Raw genomic sequence first — 15,816 nt, 5'->3', positions numbered from 1 at the left:
CGTTGAGCAGTGACGCCGCCGCGCCCTGGGTCTGTTCGTTGCCTTGCCGCGGCCTGCCCGCCATACGCCACCTCTTCCCCTGCCGGCTTCTTCCCAGCTGCTTCTTTCCGGCTGCTTCATCCGGACATGGCCGGAGTGTTGCTCTTTGCAGCCATCATAAATGCTGGACAAAACCTTGGCTGTCTCTATAGACGCAACGAGATTGTTCTTATAGCAACAAATCCCCTCCGGATCCACTCCCCACAACCCATCCCCTACGAAGGAGTGCCGACATGAGCCAGAGCCAGGACATCAACAAGCAGCTGAACGAACTGCTCGAGAAGGGGTTTGCGGTCAGCACCGAGGAATACAACAAGCGCGGCTTCAAGCGCCGCGTCGGCTACGGCACCCGCCCGGCCATCGTGCACATCGACATGGCGAACGCCTGGACCCGCGAGGGCCACGCCTTCACCTGCGAGAACATGGAGACGATCATCCCGGCCTGCCAGGCCCTGAACGAGGCGGCCCGGGCCAAGGGCGTGCCGGTCATCTACACCACCACCGCCTACGACATCACCGACCGCGACAAGCCCTCGGACATGGGCCTGTGGGCCTCGAAGATCCCGGTGGAGCTGCTCGAGGAAGGCTCCGATGCGGTCAAGATCGATGACCGCATCGCGCCGGCCCCGGGCGAACTGGTGATCACCAAGAAGCGCGCCAGCGCCTTCCCCGGCACCAACCTGCAGCAGTTCCTGACCGCCAACCGGATCAATACCGTGATCGTCACCGGCGTCACCGCCGCCGGCTGCGTCCGCCACACCGCTGGCCACGATCCTGGCCGGCAGCCGCCGTCGCCGTGTCCAGCCCAGGCTGCCGCGGCCTCCCAGCCGTCCCACGGCACAACTTACAACTTAATCAGGGCGCACGGCGCCCCTTCCCTCCAGGGAGCAATGATGCAACTGGACAAACCCCACAACCCGCAGCCAACCCGCACCAGGGGCGTTGCGGCGCCCCAGGTTTCCTGCAAAACCCTGCGCAAGGTGACCATCGCCGCAGCTGCGGGCACCGTGGTGGAGTGGTTCGATTTCGCCGTCTACGGCTTCCTCGCCCCGCTGCTGGCACGCACCTTCTTCCCCGAAGGCGACCCCGTCGTCGCCCTGCTGCAGACCTTCGCGGTCTTCGCCGTGGCATTTGCGCCGCGCCCGGTGGGCGGGGCCTTCTTCGGCACGCTCGGGGACCGGATCGGACGCAAGCGGGTGCTGGCCCTGACCGTGCTGCTGATGTCCGGGGCCACCATGGCCATCGGCCTGCTGCCCAGCTACCAGACAATCGGCGTCTGGGCGGCGGTGCTGCTGACGCTGGCCCGCAGCCTCCAGGGCCTGTCGGCCGGCGGCGAATATGCCGGCGCCGTCACCTACGTGATCGAGCATTCCCCGGACTCCGAGCGTTCGCGGCATTCGAGCTGGATGCCGGCGGCAACGTTCGGCTCCTTCGCCGCCGCCGCCCTGCTGCGTTGGGCGCTGACTGCCGGGCTGAGCACCGAGGCCATGAACTCCTGGGGCTGGCGCATCCCGTTCCTGGTCGCCGCGCCGCTGGGCCTGGTGGCCTTTTACATCCGGAGCAAGCTGGATGAGAGCCCGCTCTTCCGCGAGGTCCTGGAGTCATCCGGGACCGAACACTCGCCGCTGCGCCAGACCCTGGCCACGCAGTGGCGGAAGATGGCCGTGCTCGGCGGCTACATCTCGCTAACGGCGCTGTCCTTCTATACCTTCTCCACCTACATGACCACCTTCCTGCGCGAGGTGGTGCACCTGCCGGCGGACGCGGTGCTGCTCAGCAACGTCCTGGCCCTGAGCTTCGCCGCGGTGATCGCACCGGTGATCGGGCGGATCTGCGACCGGGTGGGGCGCAGGCCGACCATGTTCGCCTCCGCCGTCCTGCTCGGCGGCCTCGCGGTGCCATCCTACCTGCTGGCTTCCGGCGGCAGCATCTACAACGCGCTGGCCGGACAGGTGCTGCTGGCCCTCGGTGCGGTCACGGCCAATGTGGTCACCGCGGTGCTGCTGTCCGAGGTGTTCCCGACGGCGGTGCGCTACACCGCCTCGGCCGTCACCTACAACGTCAGCTACGCCATCTTCGGCGGCACCGCGCCCTTCGTGGCCACCTGGCTGATCTCGCTCACGGCCAACAAGATGGCCCCGGCGATCTACCTGACCGTGGTCGCCGCGGGAGCGCTGGCCGCCGTCTTCCTGATGCGCGAAACCTCCAACAGATCCTTCCGCGAGGACAGCTAACCGAGCAGGAGGGCCGGGCTTCCCGGCCCTCCTGCCACGCCACCGCGTGCGGGGCCTACGGCGGTTTTGCCGGTTCCGCCCATTCCCGCCACCGGCACATCCTTTGGTCCAACATTCAGCCAGGTACGCGAATACCGGCGGCATGCCGGCCACGCGGACCATCCGGCCCGGCCGCGCGGGCGCCGGTGCAGCACCCCGGTGCGCCCACCCTCCGAGATGCTGCACCTTCGGCACGTGAACCGTTTGATCCGCCCCCCCCCCGAATGCGGTGCAGCAGAGGCCACAGCCCGGCAGCGGAGGCGCGCCTGCCGGACCGGCCTTCCCCTCAGTTCACCTTCGGCGTCAGGCCGGTGGCCAGCACCTTCGTGCACTGGTGCGGCCCTCTTGCCCCGCCCGGAAGCCGCAGGAGACCGGCACGCCCGGCCTCCGCCGTCCGCCGTCATGCCTGTGAACCATCACCACGGGCTTCGGCTTCCCTTGCAGCCCCACCCCATGCCTGACCTGCGGTTCGTGTCCCCGGTGCAGGGGCGGCCCTGCGGCCCTGCCTACTGCGCGTGACAAATCGTCAATTCTTCCCCCGGATCGAATAGACATTACGTCTATAGATCTTGTGACGTACAGCACATAGTGTTGCCTATGTCCCAATGACCACCGGAGGATCCCATGATTCAGAGCCACAAAGGCAACGCCGCTTCCGAGGCCACTGCACCACATCCCGACACCGACGTCGAACAGGAACTGCAGCCCATTCCGGAAACCTCCCGCACCCGGAAAGTGTCAGGACAGTTCTGGATCTGGGCAGGAGCGAACCTCGCCCCGATCAACTGGGTGCTCGGCGCCCTCGGCATCAACCTCGGCCTCGGCTTCGCCGACACCATCACCGTGCTGGTGCTGGGCAACCTGATCGGCATGGTGCTGTTCGGGTTCTTCGTCCTGCTCGGCCAGCGCACCGGCGCCACCGGCATGGTGCTCGCCCGCGCCGCCTTCGGACGCCGGGGCAACTACGTTCCGGCCGCCATCCAGGCCCTGCTCGGCATCGGCTGGTGCGCGGTCAACACCTGGATCATCCTCGACCTGGTCATGGCGCTGCTGGGCAGCATCGGCTGGGTGGACCCGGCCCAGCCCAACTACGGCCCGAAGATCCTCGTGGCCGCGATCATCATGGGCCTGCAGGTCCTGATCGCATTCTTCGGCTACAAGGCCATTGCCGCCTTCGAGCGCTGGACCGTTCCGCCGACCATCGTGGTCCTCGTGGCCATGTCCGCGGTGGCGTGGTTCGGCATGGACATCGACTGGGGCTACGCCGGACCTGCCGGCGCCATCCTCACCGGCACCGAGCGCATCGCGGCCATGAGTGCCGTCATGACCGCCATCGGCATCGGCTGGGGCATCACCTGGTTCACCTACGCCGCCGACTATTCACGCTTCGTGAGCAACCGCACTCCCCGGAAACGCCTGTACCTGGCCTCCGTGCTGGGCCAGTTCATTCCCGTGGTGTGGCTCGGTGTCCTCGGCGCCAGCCTGGCCACCAAGAGCGGCAGCATCGATCCGGGCCAGCTGATCGTGGAGAACTACGGAGCACTGGCCATCCCCGTCCTGCTGATGGTCCTGCACGGCCCCATTGCCACCAACATCCTGAACATCTACACCTTCTCCGTGGCCGCGCAGGCCCTGGACGTGAAGGTCAAGCGCCGGGTGCTGAACCTGGTCGTGGGCGTCTTCGCCCTCGCCGCGGTGATCTTCTTCATCTACCAGACCGACTTCGCCGCGGTGCTCGATGCCTGGCTGATCGGCCTCGTGGCCTGGGTCGCCTCCTGGGGCGGCATCATGCTGGTGCACTACTACGCCGTCGACCGGCGCCTGCCCGCGGGAACCGAGCGCCTCTTCGACCCGATCGGCACGCCGCGGCTGCCGGTGGTGAACTGGGCCGGCATCGGCGCCCTGGCCAGCGGCATCTTCGCCACCTGGCTGTTCATGTACGGCATCCTGCCGGCAACCCAGGGACCCATCGCGGTGGCCATGGGCGGACTGGACCTCTCCTGGCTCGCCGGAGGCCTGACCAGCGCCACGGTCTACGCGGTCTTCGGCCCCCGCATCCACCAGCGCTACGCCTCGCGTCTTGAGCCCGCCCGGCGTCTCGAGCCTGCTGCCGCGGAAACCCTTCTCCCCAACGGCTAAGACGGGTCCGCCCCGTCCGGCCGGCCATCATCAACCATCATCAACACAGTTACATCATCAAGGAGTATCAATGACCATCGCCAATGCCCCGGCCACGAGTGTTTCCGAGCTGGAGCGCCTGAAGGTGCTGCACAACGGGCAGAAGGAGAAGCTGACCTTCTCCGACGCGGAGTTCGAGCGCCGGCTGGCCGGCCTGCGGCAGATCATGGCCGAGAAGGAGCTGGACGCGGTCGTGCTGACCAGCTACCACAACATCAAGTACTACTCGGACTTCCTCTTCACCTACTTCGGCCGCTCCTACGCCCTGGTGGTCACCCCCGAGGACTCGGTGTCCGTGACCGCGAACATCGACGCGGGCATGCCCTGGCGCCGTTCCTACGGCGAGAACATCGTCTACACCGACTGGCGCCGGGACAACTACTACTACGGGCTGCAGGAGGCGCTGGCCCAGCGCGGCATCAAGGCCAGGCGCCTGGGCGTGGAGGACGACACCCTGGCCCTGATGCAGCGCCAGAAGATCCAGGCCGCCTTCGAGGGCGCCGAACTGGTGGACGTCTCCCAGGCGGCCATGCGCCAGCGCATGATCAAGTCCGCCGAGGAGATCGAGGTCATCAAGCACGGGGCCCGGATCGGGGACCTGGGCGGGGAGGCCATCAAGGCGGCCATCCGCGAGGGCATCAGCGAGTACGAGGTCGCCCTGATCGGCACCGAGGCGATGGTCCACGAGATCGCCCGCACCTTCCCGGACTCCGAAATCCGCGACACCTGGGTCTGGTTCCAGTCCGGGATCAACACCGACGGCGCGCACAACTGGGCCACCACCCGCAAGCTGCAGAAGGGCGACATCCTGTCCCTGAACTGCTTCCCGATGACCTCGGGCTACTACACCGCCCTGGAGCGGACCATGTTCCTAGGCCAGCCGGACGAGCGGTCCCTGGAACTGTGGAACATCAACGTCGAGGTCCACCGCCGCGGCCTGGAGCTGATCAAGCCCGGCGCCGTGTGCAAGGACATCGCCGCGGAGCTGAACGAGATCTACGTCGGCTACGGCCTGCTGCCCAACCGCACCTTCGGCTACGGCCACTCCTTCGGCGTGCTGAGCCACTACTACGGCCGCGAGGCCGGCCTGGAGCTGCGCGAGGACATCGACACGGTCCTGGAGCCGGGCATGGTCGTCTCGATGGAACCGATGATCACGGTGCTGGAGGGCCAGCCCGGGGCCGGCGGCTACCGCGAGCACGACATCCTCGTGGTCAACGAGGACGGCGCCGAGAACATCACCAAGTTCGGCTTCGGCCCCGAACACAACATCATCGACGCCTGACCACCAGGCCGCCCCACCGGCTCCGGGGGCTGCCGTGCCGCCGCGCGGCAGCCCCCGGAGCCACCCGCCAGCTACACCTATCGGAGAAACAACCATGCCCAACAGTGTCTTTATGGAAGACCTCGACGCCTTCACCTACCGGCGCCAGCTCGCCGAGGGCAACGGGGTCGTCCTCATTCCGGCCGGCTCGATCGAGCAGCACGGGCCGCATATGCCGCTGAACGTGGACGTCCTGCTGTCGCGTGCCATGTCCGGATCGCTGGCCGAAGCCATCGGCGCCCTGGTGGCCGCCCCGATCGTCTACGGCTACAAGTCGCAGCAGCGCTCGGGCGGCGGAAACCACCTCCACGGCACCACCAGCCTGGACGCCGCCACCATCATTGCCATTTCGAAGAACCTGACGCTGGAGCTGGCCCGACAGGGCGTCAGGAAAATCGCCTTCGTGAACGGACACTACGAGAACTACCAGTTCCTGTATGAAGGCGTCGACCTCGCCCTCCGGGAGTTGCGCCTCGGCGGGGTGGAAGACATGAAGGTCGTCCTGCTCTCCTACTGGGACTTCATCGACGAGGCGACCATCGCCGAACTGTACCCCAACGGCTTCCCGGGGTGGGATGTCGAACACGGCGGCGTCCTCGAAACCTCGCTGATGCTGCATCTGCACCCCGGCAAGGTCGACGTCGACAGGATCGCCGACCTCCCTCCCGCCCGGCTGCCCAACTACGACGTTCTTCCGGTGCGGCCCGAACTCACCCCCGACTCCGGCTGCCTGTCCTCCGCCGCGGATGCCACGGCCGACAAGGGGGAGATCCTGCTCAAGCGGGCCACCGCGGGGATGGCAGCAGCCCTGGAAACCGAATTCCTGGGCCTCGACCAGCGGTGACGAGGGGCCGGCGCTGCCGGAATTGTTGCAGTAAATGCGACAACGTTGCATACTGCCGGTCCGGGGCGCGGATCCCCGCTCCCGGCCTGTGTGTCCGGGGGAACCGGCAGACCATTGAATTTAATCCGGACTACCTGCACCCAAACCATTGACAGTGATTGAAGCCACACCCTAATCTGGTGCAACAACGTTGCGGTAAACGCAACAACAGATGAGTTGGTGGTTTCCTCATGACAAGCAGCATCACCCCTCCGGCGGGTAGCGCCGGCCCCTCAACCCCCCTGAACAAGATGCCCAAAGAATCCAAGACTTCCCTCAGCGGCCAGCCCCGCCCCAACGACGGCGCGGGGATCGACCCGCAGGCACGCCGCCGCGTCATCGCGGCCAGCTTCATCGGCAATTTCGTCGAGTGGTTCGACTACGCCGTCTACGGCTACCTCGCCGCGACGATCGCCGTCGTCTTCTTCCCCGAATCGGATGCGCAGACAGCACTGCTGTCCACTTTCGCCCTGTTCGCCATTTCCTTCCTGGTCCGGCCGATGGGCGGCTTCATCTGGGGCCATATCGGAGACCGCGTGGGCCGGCGGAACGCGCTCTCGCTGTCGATCCTGATCATGTCCCTGTCCACCTTCTGCATCGCGCTGATCCCCGGCTACACCGCCATCGGCCTCTGGGCCCCGGCGCTGCTGCTGATCGTGCGCGTGGTGCAGGGCTTCTCCGCCTCCGGCGAATACGCCGGCGCCTCGGCCTTCCTGGTCGAGTACGCCCCGGCCCACCGCCGCGGCCTCTACGCCGCGGTCGTCCCGGCCAGCACCGCCACCGGCCTGCTGCTCGGCTCGCTGCTGGCGGCCGGACTGACCGGGCTGCTCTCCGCGGACCAGCTGCACTCCTGGGGCTGGCGGTTGCCGTTCCTCCTCGCCGCCCCGATGGGCCTGATCGGCCGCTACATTCGGACCAAGCTGGAGGACACCCCGGTGTTCCGCGAGCTGGCCGCGGAGGAGCACGCCGAAAAGGCGCCGGTGAAGAGCCTGTTCACCAACCACTGGCGGCAGCTGCTGCAGGCGGTGGGCGCGGTGCTGCTGAACGCCGTCGGCTTCTACGTGATCCTCAGCTACATGCCCACCTACCTCTCCGCCGAGCTGGGCCTGGGCGCCACCGAGTCCTACATCGCGACCACGATCGCACTGCTCACCTACATCGGCTTCATCTTCGGCACCGGCATGCTCTCGGACCGGTTCGGCCGCAAGAAGGTGCTGATCAGTGCCTCGGTGCTCTTCATCCTGCTGATCGTGCCCGCCTTCATGCTGCTGGACACCGGGAACTTCCTGGTCATCGTGCTGATCCAGGTCCTGCTCGGCGGCATGCTCACGCTCAATGACGGCACCCTGCCCAGCTTCCTGGCCGAAATGTTCCCGACCACGGTCCGCTACAGCGGCTTCGCCGTCAGCTTCAACCTCTCCAACGCCCTGTTCGGCGGCACCGCCCCGTTCATGGCCACCCTGCTGATCGCCGCCACGGGCAGCGACCTGGCCCCGGCCTGGTACCTCGCCGCCGCGGCCGTCATCTCCCTGGTCGCCGTGGCACTGTCCCGCGAAACCAGCAAGATGCCGCTGCGCCACGCATAGGCGCCGGCCCCAGACTTGGCCCTTCCCCTCGCAAGGAGGGGCCAAAACCCAACGAACACAGTTACATCATCAAGGAGTATCAATGACCATCGCCAATGCCCCGGCCACGAGTGTTTCCGAGCTGGAGCGCCTGAAGGTGCTGCACAACGGGCAGAAGGAGAAGCTGACCTTCTCCGACGCGGAGTTCGAGCGCCGGCTGGCCGGCCTGCGGCAGATCATGGCCGAGAAGGAGCTGGACGCGGTCGTGCTGACCAGCTACCACAACATCAAGTACTACTCGGACTTCCTCTTCACCTACTTCGGCCGCTCCTACGCCCTGGTGGTCACCCCCGAGGACTCGGTGTCCGTGACCGCGAACATCGACGCGGGCATGCCCTGGCGCCGTTCCTACGGCGAGAACATCGTCTACACCGACTGGCGCCGGGACAACTACTACTACGGGCTGCAGGAGGCGCTGGCCCAGCGCGGCATCAAGGCCAGGCGCCTGGGCGTGGAGGACGACACCCTGGCCCTGATGCAGCGCCAGAAGATCCAGGCCGCCTTCGAGGGCGCCGAACTGGTGGACGTCTCCCAGGCGGCCATGCGCCAGCGCATGATCAAGTCCGCCGAGGAGATCGAGGTCATCAAGCACGGGGCCCGGATCGGGGACCTGGGCGGGGAGGCCATCAAGGCGGCCATCCGCGAGGGCATCAGCGAGTACGAGGTCGCCCTGATCGGCACCGAGGCGATGGTCCACGAGATCGCCCGCACCTTCCCGGACTCCGAAATCCGCGACACCTGGGTCTGGTTCCAGTCCGGGATCAACACCGACGGCGCGCACAACTGGGCCACCACCCGCAAGCTGCAGAAGGGCGACATCCTGTCCCTGAACTGCTTCCCGATGACCTCGGGCTACTACACCGCCCTGGAGCGGACCATGTTCCTGGGCCAGCCGGACGAGCGGTCCCTGGAACTGTGGAACATCAACGTCGAGGTCCACCGCCGCGGCCTGGAGCTGATCAAGCCCGGCGCCGTGTGCAAGGACATCGCCGCGGAGCTGAACGAGATCTACGTCGGCTACGGCCTGCTGCCCAACCGCACCTTCGGCTACGGCCACTCCTTCGGCGTGCTGAGCCACTACTACGGCCGCGAGGCCGGCCTGGAGCTGCGCGAGGACATCGACACGGTCCTGGAGCCGGGCATGGTCGTCTCGATGGAACCGATGATCACGGTGCTGGAGGGCCAGCCCGGGGCCGGCGGCTACCGCGAGCACGACATCCTCGTGGTCAACGAGGACGGCGCCGAGAACATCACCAAGTTCGGCTTCGGCCCCGAACACAACATCATCGACGCCTAGGATTGGGCGCTCCCGCGGGTGCGGCATGGCTGGTGCCGTGCCGCACCCGCGGCGTTTAATCACCTGCAATACCGTCCGTCGGCCTTCGATAGGCGGAGAATGGATCATCATGGCAGCCAGGACAGAAGCCCCAGCAGATTCCGGTACGAAGGCGGGCGACGCGCGCGGCGCCTCCGTGCTGGTGAACGCCGTCGAGGTGCTGCGCTGTTTCAGCGTGGAGGAACCCCTGCTCGGCGTCACCGAAATCGCCTCCCGCGTGGGCCTGCACAAGAGCACCGTCTCGCGTATCCTGGCCACCCTGGAGCAGGAAGACCTGGTGGAGCGGGACGAGACCACCCGGCGGTTCAAGCTGGGCCTGGGCCTGATTGCCGTCGCCGGCCCGCTGCTGGCGGAGCTGGACGAACGCCGCGTGGCCTACCCCGTGCTGCGCGAGCTGACCGAACGCACGCAGGAGACCAGCGCCTTGGTCACCTGGACCGGCTCCAGTTCGGTCTGCGTCGAGCAGATTCCCAGCCCGCAGCAGGTCAAGCACACCTCCCCGCTGGGGACCCGGTACACCACGGCACTCAGCGCCAGCGTGCAGGTTTTCCTCGCCGCCGAGGGGCCGGAACGCGTCCGCGCCCTGCTCGCCAGCGGCGTCGTCGAATACCCCTCCCCCACTCCGGACCGGATCGAGGAGTTCCTCGAGCGGCTCAAGGACGTGGCCGCGGAGGGCTGTGCCACCAACTACGGCGAGACCAGCGTGGACGAGGTGGGCGTCGCCGCGCCGGTCCACGACCACCGGGGCAACATCGTCGCCGCCGTCATGCTGGCCGCACCGCGCTACCGCATCACGCCCGAACACCTGCAGTTCCTCGCCGCGGCCTGCACGGATGCGGCCGGCCGGGTCACGGTCCGCATGGGCGGCACCGCCCCGCAGGACTGACCCGGCAGGTCCTCGCACCGGGTCCGCCTGGATGACAGCGTTGTCCGGGATGTTCCGAAGGGGCCTTCCGGGGCCCGATGCCGATGATGGTGGCTGCACAGGACAGCGGCTGTCCTGCCGCCTGGGCGGATGGCAGGACAGCCACTTTATTCGGGAAGTTCGGCGGGCGGCGGCTTAGGCCGCGCCGGCCAGCAGCGGTACCAGCAGGGAGGTGAGGAAGAGCACCAGGGCTCCGCCGACCCGGTTGGTCAGCGCAGCGAAGGGCATCAGGTGCATGCGGTTGGCTGCGCTGAGCACCGAGACATCGCCGCTGCCGCCGGTATCGGCCATGACCAGGCCCGGAGTGATCGCGGCCTCGACGAAGTTGAACTTGACCAGCCAGCCCAGGAAGCCCGAGGTCACCGTGGCAATGATGACCGTACACACGGTGAGCAGGATGAACATCGGGTTGCTCAGCGACGCCAGGACGTCGTCGATCTTGATGTAGGTGATGCTCACACCCACCAGCAGCGCCGGGACCATGGTGCTGGAAATCATGTCGCCCCACTCCGAGTTGGCCTCTTCGAGTTCCTTCGGGAACAGCCCGAAAATCTTGATCAGGGCGGCGGCGATGATGGTCCAGGCATAGGGGTGCAGCACCGGCAGGAAGGCTCCGACCAGGTTGCCCAGGACGAAGAGGCAGCCGGCGATGGCCAGGCCCTTGCCCAGGGCAATGAAGGAGGAGATGTCCTTCTTCTCAGGCATGGCGAGGTCGCCGGCCCTGCCCTGCACCCGCAGCAGCTGGCCGTTGCCGTTGAAGCCGACGAACAGCTGGGTGCCGCGCTTGGTGAGCCCGTTGTACAGCCCGGCGATCAGGATGCACACGATGTTCGCCACGACCACGGCGGAGAGCAGGTCACCCATGAACGCTTCGGAGGTGCCGCCGGTGCGCGCCGCATACATCTCGGACATCGGCACCGCCCCGATCCCCAGTCCCCCGGCCATGATCGGGGCGGCGATCATCAGGACGCCCTCGAGGAAGCCGAACCCGGTCACCAGGCCGAGCAAACCCACCAGCAGGAAGGTGGCGGCCAGGCAGCCGATGACCGGCACGGCGAAGCGCGGGCCGGCCTTGAGCAGCAGGGCCCGGGGCATGCCCAGGATGGACCCGGCAATGATGGTGACGACGAAGAAGTCCAGGAAGCCGTAGCCGGACACGAAGTTCTGCACTACGGTCACGAGGTTTTCGGGCAGCAGGCCCAGGAACAGCAGCGTGGCGGGCACGAAGGTGCACAGGATGGTGGGCAGCCCGTAGTCACGGATAACCGGGAAGAGGTTGCCGATCCAGATCAGCAGCCCGCCGAGCAGGATGGTCACGGCGAAGCCGGCGATCATCGAGTCCGGCAGGTTCCCGGTCAGCGCGGCCGCCAGCAGCAGCGCGGCGAGGACAAAATAGATGGCCCCGGGCAGGCTCGCGATCCGGAACCCCCTCGGATAGGAGTGGTGGACGGCCCGGGAGGCGGCGACGGGCGTTGCCGGGCCGCTTCCGGCCGGTTCCTCCTCCACGCTGCCGGTGGCCGGATCGGTTGTGCGAGGGGTAGTTGACATCGTTGTCTCCCAACGGTCTGGGCACGGCTGTCCTGGAAGTCTGCGGACGGCCGCTGCGGATATGGTGGGCGGGTTACCGGGAAACCTGTTCGCGGGTCAGCGCCGGGGAATGTGCGACGACGTCGCGGGCCAGCCGGACCGCCTCGGCGAGGCGGTCCTCGTCGATCCCGGTGTCGTGGCCCGCGGCGTGCAGGTGCCGGACGATTTCCTCGGTGGCGATGTTGCCGTGGGCGCCGGGGGCGAAGGGGCAGCCGCCATAGCCGGCCAGGGCGGCGTCGAAACGCGTGATGCCGGCGTCGACGGCGGCGCTGACCGTGCCCAGGGCCTGGCCGTGTGCGTTGTGCAGGTGCAGGGAGTAGGCCAGGTCCGGTTCTGCATCGCGGACGTGGGCCAGGCTCGCCATGAGCCGGCCCGTCGGCGTGGTGCCCAGGGTGTCGGCCAGCCCGATGGCGGTGATGCCCATGTTCTTGAAGGCACGCACCACACGCAGCAGGTAGCGCGCATCGATGTCGCCTTCGAAGGGGCAGGTGAAGGCGGTGGAGATCCCGGCGAGGAAGCTCGTTTGCGGATGCTGCGCCACTTCCCGGGCCAGGTTCTCCAAGGCCGCTTCGATGCCCTGGCCGGCATTGGCGCTGCTGTGGGCCTGGCTGGCCGAGGTCACGACTGCCACCCGGGAGGCCCCGGCGGCGATGGCCCGCTGGATCCCGCGGGCGTTCAGTGCCAGTGCCGTATAGGTCACCAAGTCCTTGGCCGGCAGTGCGGCGAACACGGCTTCGGCATCGGCCATCTGCGGCACCTTCTTCGGGTTCACGAAGGAACCGGCCTCGATCCGGTCCACCCCGGCGGCGACCAGGGCTTCAGCGACGGCGAGTTTGTCCGCGGTGGCGACGATGACGTCCTCGTCCTGCAGCCCGTCGCGCAGGAAAACATCCGTAATCTGCACCTTCATGCGCGCACTCCGTCCGCCGTGGATTCCGCGATTTCTTCCGGGCTCAGGCCGGCCAGGGTGCGCAGCACTTCTTCGGTGTGCTCGCCCAGTTCCGGGCCGACCCACCTGACCTGGCCCTCGTGGCCGGGGATCTTCGGCACGACGCCGGGGAAGCGGATGGGCTCGGGCTTGTCCTCGACCACCACTTCATGGGTCTGGATCATGCCGCGGGCCAGATAGTGCCTGTCCTCGGCAATGCTCGGGGCATCGTAGACGGGTCCGGCGGGAACACCGGCCGCATCGAGCGCCTCCAGCACCTCGGCCAGCGTGTGGGATCCCGTCCAGGCGGAGATGGCGCCGTTGAGCTCTTCTTCCCGGGCACTGCGTGCCTCGGTGGTCAACAGCGACGCGTCACTGGCCAGGTCCTCGCGTCCCATGGCCTTCATCAGGCGAACGAAGACCGAGTTGGAGTTGCCGCCGATGACCACCTCCAGGCCGTCGGCGCAGAGGTAGGAACCGGTCGGCACCACGCCCGGCAGCGCCCCGCCGGTGCGCTTGCGGATCATGCCGTAGGCGTCGTAGTCCGGCACCAGGGACTCCAGCAGGCTGAAGACGCCCTCGTAGAGCGCGACGTCGACCGTCTGCGGCCCCTCCTGGCGGCCGCCCCGGGCCTTCTGCAGCATCAGCATCAGGGCACCGATGACCCCGTAAAGCCCGGCCACGGTATCGCCCATGCTCGCCGCCGCGCGGCCCGCCGGCCGGTCCGGCTCGCCGGTGATGTAGCGCAGGCCGGCAAAGGATTCGGCGGAGCTGCCGAAGCCGGCACGGTCCTTGTACGGGCCGGTCTGGCCGTAGCCGGAGATGCGCACCATGACAATATCCGGGTTGATTTCGGTCAGGACGTCGGGCCCCAGCCCCCATTTCTCCAGCGTGCCGGGGCGGAAGTTCTCGATCACCACGTCGCACCGGGCGGCGATCTTCTTCACCGCCTCGCGGCCCACGTCCGAGCGCAGGTCCAGTGCCACGGACTTCTTGTTCCGGCCCAGGGTGCGGAACAGCATGGAGGTCTGTCCACGTGTCTTGCGCCAGTCGCGCAGTTCGTCCCCGCCATTGGGGCGCTCGATCTTGATCACCTCGGCCCCGAAGTCACCGAACAGCCGCGCGGCGAACGGGGCAGCGATGAAGCTGCCCAGTTCCAGCACCCGGATGCCTTCAAGCGGAAGGGAGTTCCCCTCGAGCTGCAGATTCTGTGCCACAAATTCCTGCTTTCGTCGTCCACCTCTGGCGGATTCCCACCTGATGGGATTCAACTGTCGTTTAGCGGGAAGACATTAGCAGTGACCCATGGCACACACAACCCCTTGGGCCCGGCCGCAACCGGCATTCGGACCCACGCCCGCAGCCCCCGGGGGACCGGGCGTGCCGAAAACGGCGGCCCTTGCCGGGCAGGCCCGCCGCCTATACACTCGGGCTGAAAATAGGAAACCCATCCCGTACTATGGGAAGGCTCCCGTTCCTTCAGACCTAGGTTCCCGATGCCCCCAGCAGACTCTTCCGGCAACCGGATGCTCTCCCGGGTTGCCGCCCTGCTCGACGCCGTGGACGGCTCCGCCGCTTCCGCCGTCGAACTGGCCCGCCGCTCCGGGCTCTCCGTCTCGACCGCCCACCGGCTCGCACTGTCCATGACCGAATACGGGTTCCTGGCCAGGAACGAGCGGGGAGAGTTCCATCTGGGATACCGCTTTACCCGGTCCACCCTGGAGAGCGCGGCCCTGCCGGTCCTGACCGAACTGCGCGACAGCACTGGAGAAACCGCCCAGCTGTGGCTGCGGCGTGGATACTTCAGGGTCTGCACCCTGTCGGTGGACAGCCTGGCCGAGCTCAAGGCCACCTTGCCCGAGGGCGCCCGGCTGCCGCTGCCGGACGGGTCCAGCGGGCGGCTGCTGGCCCGGGAACCGGAAGCGCTCGAAGACGTTGCGCTGCACGGCTGGACCCAGTCCATCGCCAGCCGCACCCCGGGGCTGGGGTCCGTCAGCGCCCCGGTACAGCAGCACGGCCGGATGGTCGCGGCCGTCTGCCTGGCCGTGCCGCTGTCGCGCGTGGCGAAAACCCCCGGTGACGATTTCGGTGCTGCCGTCGCCGCCGCGGCCAAGCGGATCTCCGACGACCTCGAAACTGCCTGATTCCCCCTGCTCATCCCGAGAAAGCGATGACTACATGACGACTGTCTCCGAACGCCTGGCCCCGATTATCGCCGCACACGCGGAGGACGTCTTCGCCCTGATGGGCAACGGCAACGCGTATTTCCTGGACGCCCTGGCCCGGACGCCGGTACGCATTACCGCAGTGCGGCACGAGGCCGCCACGGTGGCGGCCGCCGATGCCTACCACCGGGTCTCGGGCCGGCTGGCCGTGGCCACCACCACCTACGGACCGGGTTTCACCAACGCGGTCACGCCGCTGGCGGAAGCCGCACAGGCGCGCACTCCCCTGCTGTTCATTGCCGGCGACGCGCCGGCGGCCGGGCCCCGGCGCTGGGACGTGGACCAGGCCGGCATCGCCGCGGCGGTGGGCGTGCCCACCTTTGTCCTGGACACCGCGGCGCCGGCCCGGACCGCCCTCGGGGCCATCCACCATGCGCTCGCACACCGCACCCCGGTGGTGCTGGCCATCCCCTATGACATCGCCAACCGGCCCGCCGACGACGAGGCCGTCCCGGACCTGCCCGCGCTGCCGGCACCCCTGGCCCCGGCGGCG

The 15,816-nt window shown here is 67.7% G+C and carries 12 protein-coding genes; 9 read left to right on the top strand and 3 right to left on the bottom strand.

Annotation, left to right across the window (positions count from 1 at the left end; all coding sequences use genetic code 11):
* Positions 1–272: 272 nt before the first annotated feature.
* The 7 genes from ACFQ36_RS13535 to ACFQ36_RS13505 all read left to right on the top strand — a co-directional run bounded on the left by ACFQ36_RS13535 (position 273) and on the right by ACFQ36_RS13505 (position 10,544).
* The gene (locus tag ACFQ36_RS13535) at positions 273–2,273 is read left to right on the top strand and encodes an MFS transporter (protein ID WP_377014403.1); all 2,001 of its coding nucleotides are present in this window, start codon (positions 273–275) and stop codon (positions 2,271–2,273) included.
* A 663-nt stretch (positions 2,274–2,936) separates the two neighbouring features.
* Positions 2,937–4,451, top strand: coding sequence for a purine-cytosine permease family protein (locus ACFQ36_RS13530; protein ID WP_377014401.1), 1,515 nt, complete (start codon positions 2,937–2,939; stop codon positions 4,449–4,451).
* A 70-nt stretch (positions 4,452–4,521) separates the two neighbouring features.
* Positions 4,522–5,775, top strand: coding sequence for a M24 family metallopeptidase (locus ACFQ36_RS13525; RefSeq protein WP_377014397.1), 1,254 nt, complete (start codon positions 4,522–4,524; stop codon positions 5,773–5,775).
* Positions 5,776–5,869: 94 nt separating this feature from the next.
* Positions 5,870–6,658, top strand: coding sequence for a creatininase (locus ACFQ36_RS13520; protein WP_377014399.1), 789 nt, complete (start codon positions 5,870–5,872; stop codon positions 6,656–6,658).
* A gap of 290 nt (positions 6,659–6,948) precedes the next feature.
* A complete protein-coding gene (locus ACFQ36_RS13515; RefSeq protein WP_377014398.1) occupies positions 6,949–8,283 on the top strand; it encodes an MFS transporter in 1,335 nt (444 codons plus the stop codon).
* An 82-nt stretch (positions 8,284–8,365) separates the two neighbouring features.
* On the top strand, positions 8,366–9,619 hold the full coding sequence (locus tag ACFQ36_RS13510; protein ID WP_377014397.1) for a M24 family metallopeptidase: 1,254 nt from the start codon (positions 8,366–8,368) through the stop codon (positions 9,617–9,619).
* A 109-nt stretch (positions 9,620–9,728) separates the two neighbouring features.
* A complete protein-coding gene (locus tag ACFQ36_RS13505; RefSeq protein ID WP_377014395.1) occupies positions 9,729–10,544 on the top strand; it encodes an IclR family transcriptional regulator in 816 nt (271 codons plus the stop codon).
* 174 nt (positions 10,545–10,718) lie between these two features.
* Here the strand turns inward: ACFQ36_RS13505 and ACFQ36_RS13500 are convergent, their stop codons facing one another.
* The 3 genes from ACFQ36_RS13500 to ACFQ36_RS13490 form a co-directional block, all read right to left on the bottom strand.
* The gene (locus ACFQ36_RS13500) at positions 10,719–12,131 is read right to left on the bottom strand and encodes a 2-hydroxycarboxylate transporter family protein (protein WP_377014393.1); all 1,413 of its coding nucleotides are present in this window, start codon (positions 12,129–12,131) and stop codon (positions 10,719–10,721) included.
* Between the two features lie 73 nt (positions 12,132–12,204).
* On the bottom strand, positions 12,205–13,080 hold the full coding sequence (locus ACFQ36_RS13495; RefSeq protein ID WP_377014391.1) for a hydroxymethylglutaryl-CoA lyase: 876 nt from the start codon (positions 13,078–13,080) through the stop codon (positions 12,205–12,207).
* On the bottom strand, positions 13,077–14,315 hold the full coding sequence (locus ACFQ36_RS13490; protein WP_377014389.1) for a CaiB/BaiF CoA transferase family protein: 1,239 nt from the start codon (positions 14,313–14,315) through the stop codon (positions 13,077–13,079). The genes ACFQ36_RS13495 and ACFQ36_RS13490 overlap by 4 nt, the downstream gene beginning before the upstream one ends.
* Positions 14,316–14,594: 279 nt before the next feature.
* Here ACFQ36_RS13490 and ACFQ36_RS13485 point away from each other — a divergent pair, with 279 nt between their 5' ends.
* Positions 14,595–15,242: an IclR family transcriptional regulator gene (locus ACFQ36_RS13485; RefSeq protein WP_377014387.1), complete on the top strand. Its 648-nt coding sequence runs from the start codon at positions 14,595–14,597 to the stop codon at positions 15,240–15,242.
* A gap of 34 nt (positions 15,243–15,276) precedes the next feature.
* Positions 15,277–15,816: thiamine pyrophosphate-binding protein (locus ACFQ36_RS13480; protein ID WP_377014386.1), on the top strand; the 540-nt coding region annotated here is incomplete at its 3' end.

The organism is Arthrobacter sp. GCM10027362, assembly GCF_042679445.1.
Taxonomy (GTDB): Bacteria; Actinomycetota; Actinomycetes; order Actinomycetales; family Micrococcaceae; genus Crystallibacter.
Note: the sequence above shows the minus strand (reverse complement) of the source record. Positions and strands in the feature narration are given on the sequence as shown.

What these genes read in the sequence shown, in the direction of transcription:
- ACFQ36_RS13535 (WP_377014403.1), top strand. Translation starts at nt 273, where the DNA reads ATGAGCCAGAGCCAGGACATCAACAAGCAGCTGAACGAACTGCTCGAG.
- ACFQ36_RS13530 (WP_377014401.1), top strand. Translation starts at nt 2,937, where the DNA reads ATGATTCAGAGCCACAAAGGCAACGCCGCTTCCGAGGCCACTGCACCA.
- ACFQ36_RS13525 (WP_377014397.1), top strand. Translation starts at nt 4,522, where the DNA reads ATGACCATCGCCAATGCCCCGGCCACGAGTGTTTCCGAGCTGGAGCGC.
- ACFQ36_RS13520 (WP_377014399.1), top strand. Translation starts at nt 5,870, where the DNA reads ATGCCCAACAGTGTCTTTATGGAAGACCTCGACGCCTTCACCTACCGG.
- ACFQ36_RS13515 (WP_377014398.1), top strand. Translation starts at nt 6,949, where the DNA reads ATGCCCAAAGAATCCAAGACTTCCCTCAGCGGCCAGCCCCGCCCCAAC.
- ACFQ36_RS13510 (WP_377014397.1), top strand. Translation starts at nt 8,366, where the DNA reads ATGACCATCGCCAATGCCCCGGCCACGAGTGTTTCCGAGCTGGAGCGC.
- ACFQ36_RS13505 (WP_377014395.1), top strand. Translation starts at nt 9,729, where the DNA reads ATGGCAGCCAGGACAGAAGCCCCAGCAGATTCCGGTACGAAGGCGGGC.
- ACFQ36_RS13500 (WP_377014393.1), bottom strand. Translation starts at nt 12,131, where the DNA reads ATGTCAACTACCCCTCGCACAACCGATCCGGCCACCGGCAGCGTGGAG.
- ACFQ36_RS13495 (WP_377014391.1), bottom strand. Translation starts at nt 13,080, where the DNA reads ATGAAGGTGCAGATTACGGATGTTTTCCTGCGCGACGGGCTGCAGGAC.
- ACFQ36_RS13485 (WP_377014387.1), top strand. Translation starts at nt 14,595, where the DNA reads ATGCCCCCAGCAGACTCTTCCGGCAACCGGATGCTCTCCCGGGTTGCC.